14 protein-coding genes are annotated in these 14,750 nt (G+C 59.1%); 5 read left to right on the forward strand and 9 right to left on the reverse strand.

Features of this window, described 5'->3' with window-relative positions:
- The first annotated feature begins 140 nt into the window (after nt 1–140).
- A complete protein-coding gene (locus EGT36_RS14355; protein WP_022556201.1) occupies nt 141–944 on the forward strand; it encodes a TSUP family transporter in 804 nt (267 codons plus the stop codon).
- A gap of 53 nt (nt 945–997) precedes the next feature.
- Here the strand turns inward: EGT36_RS14355 and EGT36_RS14360 are convergent, their stop codons facing one another.
- The 8 genes from EGT36_RS14360 to hemN form a co-directional block, all read right to left on the reverse strand.
- A complete protein-coding gene (locus tag EGT36_RS14360; protein WP_125270491.1) occupies nt 998–1,693 on the reverse strand; it encodes a nitrogen regulation protein NR(II) in 696 nt (231 codons plus the stop codon).
- A 279-nt stretch (nt 1,694–1,972) separates the two neighbouring features.
- A complete protein-coding gene (locus EGT36_RS14365) occupies nt 1,973–2,902 on the reverse strand; it encodes a lipid A biosynthesis lauroyl acyltransferase (protein WP_172965648.1) in 930 nt (309 codons plus the stop codon).
- Between the two features lie 5 nt (nt 2,903–2,907).
- Nucleotides 2,908–3,936 (reverse strand): zinc-binding dehydrogenase, encoded by a 1,029-nt coding sequence (locus EGT36_RS14370; protein ID WP_004441953.1) that lies wholly within the window; start codon nt 3,934–3,936, stop codon nt 2,908–2,910.
- Between the two features lie 140 nt (nt 3,937–4,076).
- Complete coding sequence (locus EGT36_RS14375; protein ID WP_006697408.1) at nt 4,077–5,357, reverse strand: beta-ketoacyl-ACP synthase; 1,281 nt, start codon at nt 5,355–5,357, stop codon at nt 4,077–4,079.
- 11 nt (nt 5,358–5,368) lie between these two features.
- Nucleotides 5,369–6,565 (reverse strand): beta-ketoacyl-ACP synthase, encoded by a 1,197-nt coding sequence (locus EGT36_RS14380; RefSeq protein WP_037092826.1) that lies wholly within the window; start codon nt 6,563–6,565, stop codon nt 5,369–5,371.
- 209 nt (nt 6,566–6,774) lie between these two features.
- On the reverse strand, nt 6,775–7,254 hold the full coding sequence (locus tag EGT36_RS14385; RefSeq protein ID WP_037092828.1) for a 3-hydroxyacyl-ACP dehydratase FabZ family protein: 480 nt from the start codon (nt 7,252–7,254) through the stop codon (nt 6,775–6,777).
- Nucleotides 7,255–7,342: 88 nt separating this feature from the next.
- Entirely contained in the window at nt 7,343–7,627 is a 285-nt protein-coding gene (locus EGT36_RS14390) for an acyl carrier protein (protein ID WP_003495848.1), read from the reverse strand.
- A gap of 114 nt (nt 7,628–7,741) precedes the next feature.
- Nucleotides 7,742–9,091 carry an oxygen-independent coproporphyrinogen III oxidase gene (hemN, locus tag EGT36_RS14395; RefSeq protein WP_125270493.1) on the reverse strand — a complete coding sequence of 450 codons (1,350 nt, stop codon included), beginning with the start codon at nt 9,089–9,091 and terminating at the stop codon, nt 7,742–7,744.
- Between the two features lie 212 nt (nt 9,092–9,303).
- On the opposite strand from hemN, the gene fnrN reads away from it, so the two are divergent.
- Nucleotides 9,304–10,029 carry a transcriptional regulator FnrN gene (gene fnrN, locus EGT36_RS14400; protein WP_004441967.1) on the forward strand — a complete coding sequence of 242 codons (726 nt, stop codon included), beginning with the start codon at nt 9,304–9,306 and terminating at the stop codon, nt 10,027–10,029.
- Nucleotides 10,030–10,497: 468 nt separating this feature from the next.
- Here fnrN and EGT36_RS14405 read toward each other — a convergent pair whose 3' ends face one another.
- Nucleotides 10,498–10,929 carry a hypothetical protein gene (locus EGT36_RS14405; RefSeq protein WP_234882047.1) on the reverse strand — a complete coding sequence of 144 codons (432 nt, stop codon included), beginning with the start codon at nt 10,927–10,929 and terminating at the stop codon, nt 10,498–10,500.
- Nucleotides 10,930–11,068: 139 nt separating this feature from the next.
- Between EGT36_RS14405 and EGT36_RS14410 the strand changes: the two genes are divergently transcribed.
- The 3 genes from EGT36_RS14410 (at nt 11,069) to map (ending at nt 14,742) form a co-directional block, all read left to right on the forward strand.
- Nucleotides 11,069–12,928: a PHA/PHB synthase family protein gene (locus tag EGT36_RS14410; protein WP_004441971.1), complete on the forward strand. Its 1,860-nt coding sequence runs from the start codon at nt 11,069–11,071 to the stop codon at nt 12,926–12,928.
- Between the two features lie 223 nt (nt 12,929–13,151).
- Nucleotides 13,152–13,871, forward strand: a complete 720-nt coding sequence (gene sfsA / locus EGT36_RS14415; protein WP_037093223.1) for a DNA/RNA nuclease SfsA — start codon at nt 13,152–13,154, stop codon at nt 13,869–13,871.
- Between the two features lie 31 nt (nt 13,872–13,902).
- Entirely contained in the window at nt 13,903–14,742 is an 840-nt protein-coding gene (map, locus tag EGT36_RS14420) for a type I methionyl aminopeptidase (RefSeq protein WP_006697403.1), read from the forward strand.
- Nucleotides 14,743–14,750 lie beyond the last annotated feature (8 nt).

Below are 14,750 nucleotides of genomic sequence, written 5' to 3' on the forward strand. Positions count from 1 at the left end.
GGCGACGCGCCACGGAAACATAACGATAAGCGGCAGCACCGCAATCCCCCGGCGCCCCTCAAACCATACAGAAAAATATTGCGTGACCGCGTTTTCGGTGAAAGAAGGGGCCTCTCCTTCCGCCTGCCCGGACATGCCAAGTGCAAGACATCGCCCTCAACGTTTTCCTCATCCTCTTCTGCGTCGCCATTTTCGCCGGCTTTATCGATTCCATTGCCGGCGGCGGTGGCCTCATCACCATTCCGGCAATGATGATCATGGGAATACCGCCACTCGATACGCTTGGCACGAATAAGCTGCAGGCACAGTTTGGTTCGGCCTCCGCCACTCTCGCTTACGCAAGACGTGGCCATGTCAATCTGAAAGAGCAATTGCCGATGGGGTTGATGGCGATGGCCGGCGGAATGCTCGGGGCGCTGACGGCCGCCTTCGTGCCTGCCGATCTTCTGCGCACCATCATGCCCTTCCTGCTGATCGCCATAGCGATCTATTTCGCCTTCAAGCCACAGCTCAGCGATGTAGACAGCCATCGCCGCATCACGCCGCTGGTGTTCGGATTTACCGCCGCGCCGCTGATCGGCTTTTATGACGGCGTCTTCGGTCCGGGCGCCGGTTCCTTTTACATGCTCGCCTTCGTGGCACTTGCCGGTTTTGGCATGCTGAAGGCGACAGCCCATACCAAGCTTCTCAATCTGGGCTCCAATTTCGGCGGGTTCGTCGTCTTCGCGATGGGCGGCGCGGTTTTGTGGAAGCTTGGACTGGCAATGGGGTTCGGCCAATTCATCGGGGCGCAGATCGGGTCGCGTTTCGCCATGAAAAACGGCGCGAAGATCATCCGCCCGCTTCTGGTTCTGTCGTGTCTGGCCATGGCGACGAAGCTTCTGATTGACGCCTCGTCCGCCTGGTCCATCGCCACGATCTGGGAAACCGTCTTCCCGAAATAAGGGACTGATAGGGCGCGTTCAGCCCGTCCTTCGGATATCAGGGGAGCTTGGGGTCAACCCGTAGCGCGGCGCCTGCGATCGGCAATTTCGCGGATGACCACCATGGCACCCACGAGCTTGTAGGCGGAAGAGTAACAAGGCGACATTTCGAGCGACTTGACGATTGTGCGACCGTTCTGGTCTTCCGCATAGGTATATTTCGACGTATCGCCCTTGAAGCAATTATCGAGCTTTTCCCTGAGTGCGTTCTGGAAACGGTGGACACCGACGAGTTCGGCGATGTGGCAGCCGACGAGCCCTTCCGGCGCATTACGCTGGAAGGCGTCGAGCGCATTGGCAAAGGACACGCGGTAACCGGGGGAAACGATGACGACAGGCTCATCGAGATCGTTGAGCATATCTTCATCGAGGATCAGATGGCGGTGGTGCCATTCGAGGGTGTCCGCATCTTCGTCACCGATCACTTTCGCCTTGAGCGGCATGCCGACGTAACGGTCGACGAGCGTTCGCAGAAGTTCGGAATTGCGCTGCACGCAGCCAAGGTCTTCTGCCTCGTGGTTGAGGAGATCGATAGCAAAACGGAACTGCTCGCGAATGTCTTCGGAGCTTTCGGTCTTGCGTCCGACGACGCGCTCGAGAAGCTGCTCCAGTTCACGCTCCAGCACTGCGATCTTGTCGGCCTCGTTTTTACCAACAGCAGATTGCAGTTCCGTATAACGCAGCCAGAACAGCTCAATCAAATCTTTCAACCCAACTCTCCCTGAACGGGCAAACATCCCGATCCTAATCCGAAAGGATAGACCAATTATCCCTGATAATAGCGTCTCCGCGCTTAAAAATGACGTAACGAAGCACGAAAACACGGCGGGGATTGTTGTTCAAAATATCACAGCCGCTGCTATTTTTTCAATTTCGATAATCCATGAACGAAAAATGAGGTTCCACTACTATGGAAAAATTTCGAAAAGCACAGTTTCCGCGCCTGATTTTGTGAAAATTGCTCTGAAAGCACGAGCCGGCCGGCATCCTCAAATCTGGTGCTTAACGTCCCACCGGTCGTGATACCACAGCCATTGGCCGGGATATTCGCGCACCCAGCTTTCCACCTTGTCGTTCAGAAGCTGCGCTGTCGCCTGAATATCGACATTGCCCTTGTCATCGCGCGGAATCTCAACCTTCGGTTCGATTTCCAGCCGGTAGCGATTATCGGGCAGGCGCACGCAACGGGCAGGATAGACATCGCAATTGAACTGCCGCACCAGCTTGGCGAGAAGCGGATTGGTGCGAACCTCAAGTCCGAAGAACTTCGTCGTCAGTCCCTTGCCGAATTTCTGGTCGACGAGCACACCGACACCACCGCCCTTTTCCAGCTGCCGCGCCAGCGCGAAGGAGGAGCCGGCATGCGAGGGCACAAGATTGCCCATGCGCTCCTTGCGGAAACTGAACACTTTCTCGGCCACAAAGGGATTGTTCGGTGGCCGGAACAGCACCGTCACATCGAGACCGAAAGCCGAGCCGGCAACCGGCAGCAGTTCGAAATTGCCGCTATGGGCGGTAAAGACGATGAAAGGCCGCGGATTGTCGCGCAGCTCGAGGAAGGTCGGGATGCCCTGGACCTCGATGCGTCCTGGCTTGTTCTTTTCCGGATCGAAATCGAACAGCCGGTCGAGAAAGACATATTCCGCCGCCAGCCGACCCATATTGGCCCAGCTGTCCATGGCGATCTCGAGCCGCTCTTGTTCGGACTTCTCCGGAAAGGCGCGCGCCAGATTATGGAGCATCAGCTTGTGGCGGCCGGTTTTCGGCCCCACGAAACGTGTCAGTCTGTCAGCGGCGCGAATGCCCGCATCGGCGGGAAAGAGCTTCAGCAGGTTGAGAAGGCCGAAGGCGAATGTCGCAATCAGCCACTGCCGGAAGTGGTCCAGTTTCAGGACGATCCGTGTCAGGAACAGCTTCAAGATGCTCAGTCCATCCGCAGCACGATCTTGCCGAACACCTGACGCGTCTCCATGCGCTCCAGCGCCCGGTCGATATCGTCAAAGGTCACTTCGGTGTCGATGACCGGATGCACGATGCCACGTGCCATCTTCTGCATGGCGTTGGCCATGTTCTCCATACGGCAGCCGAAGGAGCCGAGCAGTTTCAGCTGCTGCTGGAACAGCATCATCAGGTTGATGTCGGTGGAAACACCGGATGTGGAACCGCAGGTGACGAGACGACCGCCGCGCTTCAGCGAGAACATCGAACCCGCCCAGGTATCCTTGCCGACATGCTCGAACACGACGTCGACGCCCTTCTTTTTCGTCAGCTTGCGCACGACGCCTTCGAAACGGTCTGTGCGATAGTTGATCACATGATCGGCCCCGAGCGCCTTCGCCCGTTCGATCTTATCATCGGAACCGACTGTCGTGATGACGGTGCACCCCATCTTCTTGGCAAGCTGGATTGCCGCCGTGCCGATGCCCGAACCGCCGGCGTGAATGAGGATGGTTTCGCCGGACTCCAGCTTGGCATTGTCGAACAGCATGTGCTCAACCGTGCCAAACGTCACCGGCGCAAGAGCAGCACCGACGGCGTCGACGCCATGCGGCGCAGGCACGAGCTGGCGGGCGGGAATGTTGATCTTTTCCTGCGCGAAACCGTCGAGATGGAAACCGTGCACGCCCTGGACATGTTCGCACAGATTGTCACGGCCTTCGCGGCAGGGTTTGCACAGCCCGCAGGTGCGCGCGCCATAGATCGCGACCAGCTGGCCCGGCAGCACGTTGGATACGCCCGGACCGATGGCTTCCACCACACCCGAGGCTTCCGCACCGATTGTGAGCGGCATCTTGCGCTTGGCGAAAGCCATGCCGCGCCAGCCCCAAACATCGATGTGGTTGAGCGCCACGGCCTTGACGCGCAGCGTTACCTCGCCCGGCGCCGGCGCATCCGGTTCGGGCAGATCCACTTTTTCGAGCTTCCGGTCGTCGACGAGTTGAAGAGCGCGCATATATCAGTCCTTCGCCCGAAGGCGTTATCTAAAATCATTCCAGCAAAACTCTGTAACGGTTTTGCGGCTGGAATGCGAAATCAAAGAAACGGGCGCGTTTCCGCAAGTCATTCGGAAACGCCCCTGTTGTAACGAACCGGTTAAGCCGGTTCCCGCGTCATGACAAGGCTTGCATTCTGCCCGCCGAACCCGAAGGAATTCGACAGAACCGCACCCACCTCGGCATCCCGCTTCACGTTCGGCACCACGTCGAGCGTGATGGTCGGATCGGGATTGTTATAGTTGATTGTTGGTGGCAGCGTGCCAGTCAGCATGGTCTGCAGCGAGAACACCGCTTCCACTGCACCTGCGGCGGTCAGCGTATGACCGATCATCGACTTGTTGGACGACAGCGGAATGTTCTTCAGGCCTTCGCCGAAGACGGCCAGCATTGAACCATATTCCATCTTGTCGTTCTCAGGCGTCGAGGTGCCGTGGGCGTTGATATAACCGATATCGGTTTCGGCCACGCCCGCATCGGCCAGTGCCGCACGGATCGTCGCAATCGCGGGGCCGCCATCGGGCGAAGAGCGCGTGCGGTGGAAGCTGTCAGCCTTTTCACCGGCGCCCTTGATGATGCCGAGAACCTTCGCGCCGCGTGCAACGGCGGCTTCGAGCGATTCCAGCACCAGCGTTGCCGCGCCTTCAGCGATCACGAAACCATCGCGGTCCTTGCTGAACGGCTTGGAAGCCTTCTCCGGCGGGTCGTTCTGGGTCGAGAGCGCCGAGAGAAGCGAGAAGCGGATCAGCGCTTCGGCGCTGACAGAACCATCGGTCGCGACCGTCAAAGCCCGTTCGGCGCGGCCCTGTCGGATGGCCTCGACGCCAAGCTGGATCGCGGTCGCGCCGGATGCACAGGCGGTCGACAGGGTAACCGGCAGACCGCGCGTACCGAAACGGTCAGACAGACGCTCGGAGATGGCACCAAACAGCGCTGCTTCCTGGAATGCCGGATCGGGACGCTGACGGAAGGCCGTCAGGAACCGCTCATAGGCATCACCCGGCTGGGCGGCTGGCGGAGAGCGGTCGGCAAGCTCGAAACGGGCACTCCATTCCGGTTCGATCGGCGGCGCTGCGAGAAACAGCGGGCCGTCAAAGTCACCGGAAATGCCGGCCTGCGCCAGCGCCTCGATGGTGGTTTCGCGCGCGAAGGCATAGGAACGTTCGACGGAATTCGGAACCGGAATATCGATGAAATCCACCGTGCCGCTGATCCGGGTCGAAAGCCCTTCAGTCGGGAAACGGGTGATCTTGTGAATGCCTGACTTACCCGAGGTCAGCGCCGCCCAGTTATCGGCAAGCCCCTGACCGAGCGAGGTAATGATGCCCATGCCGGTGACGGCGACGATCGGGCGACCGAGATGATCCTTAAAATTGGTCATGGTCTTTCTCCTCACACGTCACGGGACAGAACGGCGACACCCTCGCCGCGGACATGGCCAACAGTGGTGACGACAGCCTCGGTCGCCGCCTCGCCCATTGGCTTTTCCGCATTCGCGTCGAAGGTAGGAACCCTGGCACCGCTTTCAAGCGTCAGCGCCGCCAGAGCGAGGCCGAGCGGAAACTGCGCCTCAAGTCCATGGCCCGTGACACCGCCGAAACCGCGGATGGCAGCCTTCGGCAAGGTCTTTTCGAGAATGTGCTTCTCACGGGCCGTAACGCCGTCATAACCGCTGGCGCCGGAGAAGACGACGGTCGCGGCGCTGTCCGTTGCCGGCGCCAGCAGACGCTCCATGCGCTTTTCCATTTTGCCGTCGTCGCGGCTGCCGCGATCACCTTCGATGGCGTCGATGCGGGCATAGATGCGCGCACCGCGCTCGCTGGCATGCTTGCGTGATTCCAGCACGAGGAAGGCTCCGAGCGAGCCGGAAACCATGCCGCCGCCGTCCTGGCCTTCGCGCGACCACAGGGGCTGCCATTCGCCCTGCGCATGCGCGCCGATGGCTTCGAACAGCAGGATCATGTCTGGACGTTCGGCAGAGAAGGCGCCGCCCACGAGGGCGTGGCTCGATTCGCCCGAACGAATACGATGGAACGCGGTTTCGACGGCGGAAATGCCGGCCGCTTCTTCACCCATGAAGGTGCGGGAAGAGCCTGTAACCTTGTGCACGATGGAGATATTGCCGGCCATAAGATTGGAAAGCTGGGCGAGAAACAGCGTCGGGCGCAGTTCCGTCGTCAGCTTTTCGTTCAGCAGCTTTTCGCGGTCGTTGCGCTTCAAAGCCTCGTCAACGATCAGCGTATCGACATTGATGTCGCGCTCGCCGCCGCCGGCAGCAACGATCATATCCATGGTGGCGCAGGCTTCGGCATTTTCCTTCAAGCCGGCATCATCGAGTGCAAGACCGGCGGCAAAAACGCCGAGACGCTGCCAGTTTTCCATCTGGCGCTGGTCGCCGCGCTTGGCGATCTGTGCCGACCAGTCGATCTCGGGCATGGGATGAACCGGATATGGCTTGAATTTTTCCGTCTCGACAATCGTCGCCGGCGCGGCGGTTCCCGAAAGAAGCGCCACATGCGCCTGGCTGCCAACGCCGTGACAGGTCACGATGCCGACCCCTGTTATCACCACATCATTGTCAGATTTCATCGTCTGTCATCCTTTGCAGCCGGCCCCGCCGAAACGGTCACGGCTATCCAACAGCGGTTGCGAACAACCACTTCATGCGTTGCGGAATAAAGCGCGCGGTGCGGATTGGCAATGGCGAAGACCCGATCCACCGTCGCGAGCCCACGATTTTCGCGCATCAAAACCGGGCCGACAGGAAAAACTGTCTTCTCCGAAACGAATGAAAAAGCTTATTTCAGTGCATCGGCGGCAATCGCCGCCATCAGGCCAACTTCTTCCGCCCGCTTCTTGACGATAGGCCCAAGCGGGATCTCGCTGAAGGGCATGGTGCGCAGTTTCAGCTGCGCGTCGCAGACCTTCTTGCCATCGGAGGTGATCTTTGCCTTGGTAACCGCAAAGCCCGAACCGTCATGCTCAAGCACTGCCTCGATGTCGAGAACAGCACCCGGCTCCACGAAAGTCCGCATCTTGGCGCCATCGACCGACATCAGGAACGGCATGGACGCGAAATCGGAAAATGCCAGAACCAGCATGCCGGAGGCCTGCGCCATTGTCTCGATCAGAAGCACACCCGGAACCAGCGGCATGCCGGGGAAATGGCCTTCGAAAACAGGGCTTTTATCGGGAACAACGGACCGCGCCTTCAACGTGCGCGCCGTCATGTCCACGGCCTCGACCTTGTCGATCATCTGGAAATATTCAAGCAGCATCCGTCCGGCCCGTCTCTGGTCGGTTAGTCATGGTTTGCCCGCAGGCGGCATCAAAAGAAAATGCCCGCCGGAAGCGGGCACCGTCATGTCAGCCCTTGGCCGCGCGCAATTCGTCAATCTTGGCGCAAAGGTTCTTCAGCACGAAGTATTCTTCCGTGGAAACCTTGCCTTCATTGACTTCCTGCGTCCACTGCTCGAGCGGAATCTTGATGCCGAATTCCTTGTCGATCGCGAAAACGATATCAAGAAAGTCGAGGCTGTCGATGCCCAGATCGTCGATCGTGTGGCTCTCCGGCGTAATGGTTTCGCGGTCGATTTCGCTGGTTTCGGCGATAATGTCGGCAACCTTGTCGAATGTAGCTGTCACGCCCATAATCCTTATTGTCGTTCGTATGAATTATTCTTTCTGACGCACCACATAGGCAAGTCGCACAAAAAAGCCAATGGTTTCGTGACGTAACTTTGAAATTTGCCCCAAAACTGTTGCCTAAACAGCAACCGAATGACGGCCGCGCCCATTGCCGAGATAGGTATCGAAGATTGCCGCGATATTACGTACAAACGGCCTTCCCACCTCCGTCACGGCAAAAATATCGGCATCCAGCCGCACCAGACCGTCCCTGTCGCCTGCGGCAAACTGCTGCGCCTGGTCCCTCACGGAATGGCTCACCTTGCCGAAACGGTGCTGCAAGTCCGAAAGATCGATAGAGAAATCGCACATCAACCTTTCGATCACATGCGAGCGCAGATGATCGTCCTGCGACAACTCAATGCCCTTCACGGCGGCAAGACCGCCCTCACCCACCATGCGCTGATATTCACCGGTTGCCACCATGTTCTGCACATAGCCCTGCGGCAGCCGGCCGATGGATGATGCGCCAAGCCCGATCAGCGCATCGGCAGTATCGGTCGTGTAGCCCTGAAAATTCCGCCGCAGGGCGCCGGCTTCGGCGGCCTGGGATAATGTATCGGTCGGCCGGGCAAAATGATCGATCCCGATCTGGCTGTATCCGGCCTGCCTCAGCATCTCCCCCGCCATCGTCATCTGGCGGTAGCGTTCGGCAACATCGGGCAGCGCATGTTCGGGGATCAGCGACTGGTGTTTTTTCATCCAGGGAACATGGGCATAGCCAAAAAGCGCGATGCGATCAGGGGCAAGCGATACGATCTGATCGACGGTTCTTTTCAGTGTCTCGCATGTCTGGAACGGCAGCCCATAAAGAATGTCGCAATTGACTGAGTGAACGCCCCTCGCCCGCACGACGTCCACCACGGATTTCGTCTGCTCGAAAGACTGGATGCGGTTGATGGTTTTTTGCACTTTGTCATCAAAATCCTGCACCCCGAGGCTCGCCCGCGACATGCCGATGGCGGCAAGCGCGTCATAGCGGCTGTCGTCCAGATCGTTGGGATCCATCTCAACGCTGATTTCTGGTGCCAGCCCGAAAGTGAAGTGACGCCGCAGACAGTCCATCAGGTCCTGCATGTCCTGCGGGTCAAGCATGGTCGGCGAGCCGCCGCCGAAATGCACGGCACTCACCACGGCGTCAGGCGAAACAAGTGCGCCGACCGCAGCAATTTCCTGCTTAAGTGCTTCAAGATAAATAGCAATCGGCTCGTATTTCAGCGTGTGCTTGGTATGGCAGGCACAGAACCAGCAAAGCCGGTCGCAATAGGGAATATGCACGTAAAGCGACAGGCGATTCCTGTGACCGAGTGCGCCGAGCCAGCCGCGATAGGTCGTATTATCGATTCCCTCGTGGAAATGCGGCGCGGTCGGATAGCTCGTGTAACGCGGCACTGCCCCGGAATATTTGTGAAGAAGGTCGATATTCATCACCCGATTTGCCTTTTATCAAGAAAATGTCGATTTCCCCTCTTTCAGTAGCGGCTGCGACAGTTTGCAACTTTGACTTCAATCAAATTGAGCCATAAGTTCTTGCTAAAGTAGACGCGGGGACGACGGCTACAGCGCACACGCCTTTAAAGAGACCGGATTTGATATCCAGGGTCGCAATCGTCCCGCAAAGCCAGCATTGGAAAAGGCTTATGGACACGCTGCAGAAGACCATCCACAATTCGGAAGAGCCGGTTGTTTGCCGCTCCTGCGAGGCGCGTCACGGCGGTCTTTGCAGCACGCTGACACCGCAGCAGCTTTGCGATCTGAACCGCCATTCCAGCCGCAAAAAGCTGGAGGCCGGCAATGAGCTTCTCGGCCAGGGCGAGCTCGTCACCTCCTACGGCAATATCCTGAATGGCGTGGTAAAGTTATCGAAAATGATGTCGGATGGCCGCCAGCAGATCGTCGGCCTGCAATTCGCACCGGATTTTCTCGGCCGTCCGTTCATGGCGGAAAGCAAGATGACGGCGGAAGCCGCAACCGATGTGGAAATCTGCCTCTTTCCGCGCCGCGTCGTCGACCGCATGGTCTCCGAAGTGCCTGATATGGAACGCAAGCTGCACAGCCAGTCACTCAAGGAACTGGACGAGGCACGTGACTGGATGCTGACATTGGGGCGCAAATCGGCGCAGGAAAAGGTTGCCAGCTTCCTTTATATGATCGCCACCCATATCGACCCGGAAAACGACGACAAGTCATGCTTCGACCTGCCGCTCTCGCGTGCCGACATTGCCGATTTCCTCGGTCTCACCATCGAGACCGTTAGCCGGCAAATGACAAAGCTGCGAAAGGAAGGCATTATCCGCATCGAGAACAACCGTCACATCACCGTGCCCGATCTCGATGCGCTGAGTGAAGCGGCAGGCAACGACTGACAGCCGCCCCCTCGATCATCGCCCCTGAAGTGCGGACGTTCCGAAATTGATGTGCGGCGCCCGCGCCTGAGCTGGTGCGAGCGCAAAACCGGCAAGGACCAGCAAAGCGGCGATGCATTTCATGATATTTCACCCTGTGCGCCGCTTTTTCAGCGGCCTGTTTGTTATGGCTGCACCATAAGCTGCAAACCGCATCCATCCGCTTAACATCTTCGGTAAGCGGAAGGTTCAAAGGCAGGGTAAAGAAGGAGTTATGATTGCCGGGCCGACAGGAACTTCAGCCGTGATTGTCGCTGTAGGACGTTCGGCATCCCCGCTTGTTTCTTCTCCCCGGCGGGGAGAAGGTGGCCCGACGGGCCGGATGAAGGGGCAAACGCGGAGATATGCGGAGAGCTTGCCCCTCATCCCGCTGCCGCGGACTTCTCCCCTATGGGAGAAGAAACAAGTGGCATGCACTCGCCCAGCTCGTCACTGCGATGCAGGCGTCGCAACCGGCTTCTGATTTTCTGCCAGCGCCCGCAGCTCGGCCACCCGGCGCTTGTATTCGGCTTCCGATATCTGGCCGTTGCGCCGTGCCGCGCCGAGGCGAGACAGGCTCGATTCCATGGTTGAGGCTTCGTCGTCGCCCATCTGCGTGCCAGCGGCCGTCAGCGGCTGCGAGAACGTCGGATAGGTCCCGGTGTCGCGCTTCTGGCTTACCGCGGTGTCGCTGACCGGACGGGGTCCGACGATTTCAGCCGTCGGACGGCGCATATGGGCGGGTGCGACAATCGGCTCGGGGGCCTTGCAGGCGGCAAGCGTGGTGACGAGCATGGCGCCGGAGAGCGAGAGGAACGCTATTCTTGCGGCGCTTTCCGAATATGTTCCCCATGTGCCGCATTTGCCCATGTGCTTGCCCATCGTCATGTTCCGCCTGTAAGGATATCTGCCGATATCGAATTCGACCGCGGTTCGGCCCTTTGCGGCCTCCCCTTGCTGGTGGAACTTGTATTCGTTTTCATGCAGAATGTGCAAACACAAATTTGGTGGAGGATGGTGCATGGCAGGTGTTGACGGCGGGGGCACGAAAAAGGGTGACAAAACGCCCGGCTTCGACGCCAGTACCGCCGAGGCCTACCTGATCCGCGACCCCGAAACCTTCGCGATCAACATCGCACGCGCGCTCGAAAATCTCGGCAAGGCTGCCGGTGAATGGCTGGCGCCACGCGAACGCGGCGAAATTCCGCAGACGAGCGCCGATCCCGTGACCGATCTGGTCAAGACGCTCTCCGATGTCGCCGAATATTGGATGGCCGAGCCGAAGCGGTCACTGGAAGCGCAGACCCATCTGCTGTCGAGCTATTACGATCTGTGGTCGAAATCGGTGGCGCAATTTTCCGGAGCCTCCGATTCGACCTCGGAGAAAACGGCCGAAAGCGGCCCTGCACAGCGCAGAAGCAAACGTTTTGCCGATGCCGACTGGCAGGCCAACCCGTTCTTCGATTTTCTTCTCAAGGCCTATCAGACGACCGTCGGTTTTGCAGACCGGATGGTGACGGAGGCGGAGGGGCTGGATGAGCACACCCGCACCAAGGCGCTGTTTTACATGCGGCAGGTGACAGAGGCGCTTTCTCCGGCCAATTTCGTCTTCACCAATCCGCAGGTCTTCCGCGAGACGGTAGCCTCCAGCGGCGCCAATCTCGTCAAGGGCATGGCGCAGCTGGCGGAGGATGTCGCGGCCGGAAACGGCCATCTGAAGCTTCGCCAGACCGATTACAGCAAATTCGTCATTGGCCAGAACATTGCCGTCACGCCAGGCAAGGTCGTTGCGAAAAGCGCGCTTTGCGAAATCATCCATTACGAGCCGACGACGGAAAAGGTCTTCAAACGGCCGCTGCTGATCGTGCCGCCCTGGATCAACAAGTTCTACATTCTCGATCTCAACCCGCAGAAATCCTTCGTCGGCTGGTGCCTCGAACAGGGCCACAGCGTCTTCATGGTATCCTGGATCAACCCGGATGCCGGTCTGGCCGAAAAAGGCTGGGACGATTATATCAGCGAAGGCATCGACTTTGCGCTTGATACCATCGAGGAACGGACTGGCGAAAAGGAGATCAACGCCGTCGGTTATTGTGTCGGCGGCACGCTTTTGGCCTCGGCGCTGGCGCTGCATGCACAGCAGGACAATGAGCGCATCCGCAGCGCCACGCTGCTCGCCGCCCAGACCGATTTCATCCATGCCGGAGACCTCAAGGTCTTCGTGGACGAAGGTCAGCTGGCCGCGCTCGACAGACACATGCAGGCCGTCGGTTATCTTGACGGTTCGATCATGGCCACCGTCTTCAACATGCTGCGCGCCTCCGATCTTATCTGGCCCTATGTGGTCGATAATTACCTGCGCGGCACCGAACCCCTGCCATTCGACCTGCTCTACTGGAACTCCGATTCCACCCGGGTGACGGCCGCCAGCCACTCGTACTATCTGCGCAACTGTTACCTCGAGAACAATCTCGCCCGCGGTCTGATGCGCGTTGCCGGCAAGCGCATCAATCTCGGCGATATCAACATACCCGTCTACGATCTCGCCACCCGCGATGACCATATCGCGCCCGCGAAATCGGTGTTCACGGGTGCTGCCCTGTTTGGCGGGCCGGTGGAATTCGTGCTCGGCGCTTCCGGCCACATTGCCGGCGTCGTGAACCCGCCGCAGCTCGAGAAGTATCAGTATTGGACGGGGCCATCACCAGCCGGAGACTTCGACGCATGGCAGGCCGCCGCCACACCTCATAAGGGTTCGTGGTGGGTGCACTGGCAGAACTGGATCGAAAGCCAGAACGCCGAGAAGGTAAAGGCGCGGAAACCGGAGGACGGCAAGCGCCCGGTGCTCGGCGATGCGCCGGGAACCTATGTTCTTTTGTAGGATATCTGTGAAAAAGATGACCAGTACACGGCAGAAAGGCCTCTTCCACAGGCGTTCCCCGTCACCCTCATCCCTGTGCTTGTCACAGGAATCCAGTAGGCGCCGGTCTACGCGGCGAAAGACTTGCTTCAGCCCAAGGACTTGGGCTGGCTGGTTCTCTGTGACAAGCACAGGGATGAGGGATAAAAAGACCCTGCAACACACAAGCTTACCTCAAGGCATCATGTTCTTCACGCCCCCGCTCGTTCCCGCAACGCTGATCTCCCGCTACAAACGTTTCCTCTTCGACGCAGTTCTGGAAGACGGCACGGCGATAACCGGGTCCTGCCCCAACACCGGCTCCATGCGTGGGCTGACGACGCCGGGTTCCCGCATCTGGCTGTCGCAACATGACAGCCCCACCCGCAAATACCGTCATATGCTGGAAATGGTCGAGGCCGACGGCACCGTCGTCGGCATCAATACCGGCATGCCGAACCGGCTGGCGGAAGAGGCGATCCTGAACGGCCGTATCCCGGAACTCGCCGGCTATTCGATAATCCGCCGAGAACAGAAATACGGGCGCAATTCCCGCATCGATTTCCTGCTATCCGAACCCGGTCGGCCGGACGCCTATGTGGAAGTCAAGAACGTGCATTTCATGCGCGAGAAGGGCCTTGCAGAATTCCCCGATACCGCCACCAAACGCGGCGCAAAGCATCTCGAGGAACTGGGCGATGCAGCGGAAGCCGGTCACCGGGCGGTGATGCTTTATCTCATCCAGCGCGGCGATTGCGACCGGATGCGCATCTGCGACGATCTCGATCCGGTCTATGCGCTGGCTTTCCAACGGGCAATGGCGCGGGGCGTGGAGGCCTATGCCGTGAAATGCGCGATCACCCCGGCACAAATTTCAGTCAACGGAACGGTTAAGATGGACGAGTGGCGTCCGGCTGTTTTATGAACAGGGACGTAAAGAGACAGAAAGCACTATGATGGTCACCTATATCGACGCCGCCTCCGCCCCCCTCAAGAATACAGGCGTCATCCGCCTCTACACCCCTGAGGATTTCGACGGCATGCGCAAGGCGTGCCAGCTGACGGCGCGTTGTCTCGATGAACTCGCCGCAATCGTCAAGCCGGGTGTGACAACGGACGCCATTGACCGTTTCGTCTTCGAATTCGGCGCCGATCACGGCGCGCTGCCAGCAACGCTCAATTATCGTGGTTATACCAAATCCGTCTGCACTTCGATCAACCATGTGGTCTGCCACGGCATTCCCGATGAGAAGCCGCTACGGGAAGGCGATATCGTCAACATCGATGTTACCTATGTGCTCGATGGCTGGCATGGCGATTCAAGCCGCATGTATCCGGTCGGCCAGATCAAGCGCGCTGCCGAGCGGCTGATGGAAGTGACCTATGAATGCCTGCTGCGTGGTATCGCGGCTGTAAAGCCCGGTGTGCGCACCGGCGCGATCGGCGCGGCGATCCAGACCTATGCGGAAGCCGAACGTTGCTCGGTGGTGCGCGATTTCTGCGGGCACGGCGTTGGGCGGCTGTTCCACGATACGCCAAACATCCTGCATTACGGCCGTCCGGACGAAGGTCCGGAAATCCGGGAAGGCATGATCTTCACCATCGAGCCCATGATCAATCTTGGCAAACCGCATGTGAAAGTGCTTTCCGACGGCTGGACGGCGGTGACGCGCGACCGTTCGCTGTCCGCCCAATATGAACACGCCGTTGGCGTCACGGCCACCGGCTGCGAAATCTTCACGCTGTCGCCCGGCGGCTTCGACCGTCCGGGCCTGCCGCCGCTAACCCCTTCATAAGGCCAGAC

The organism is Agrobacterium sp. FDAARGOS_525, from assembly GCF_003938925.1.
In the GTDB taxonomy this organism is placed as follows: domain Bacteria; phylum Pseudomonadota; class Alphaproteobacteria; order Rhizobiales; family Rhizobiaceae; genus Agrobacterium; species Agrobacterium pusense.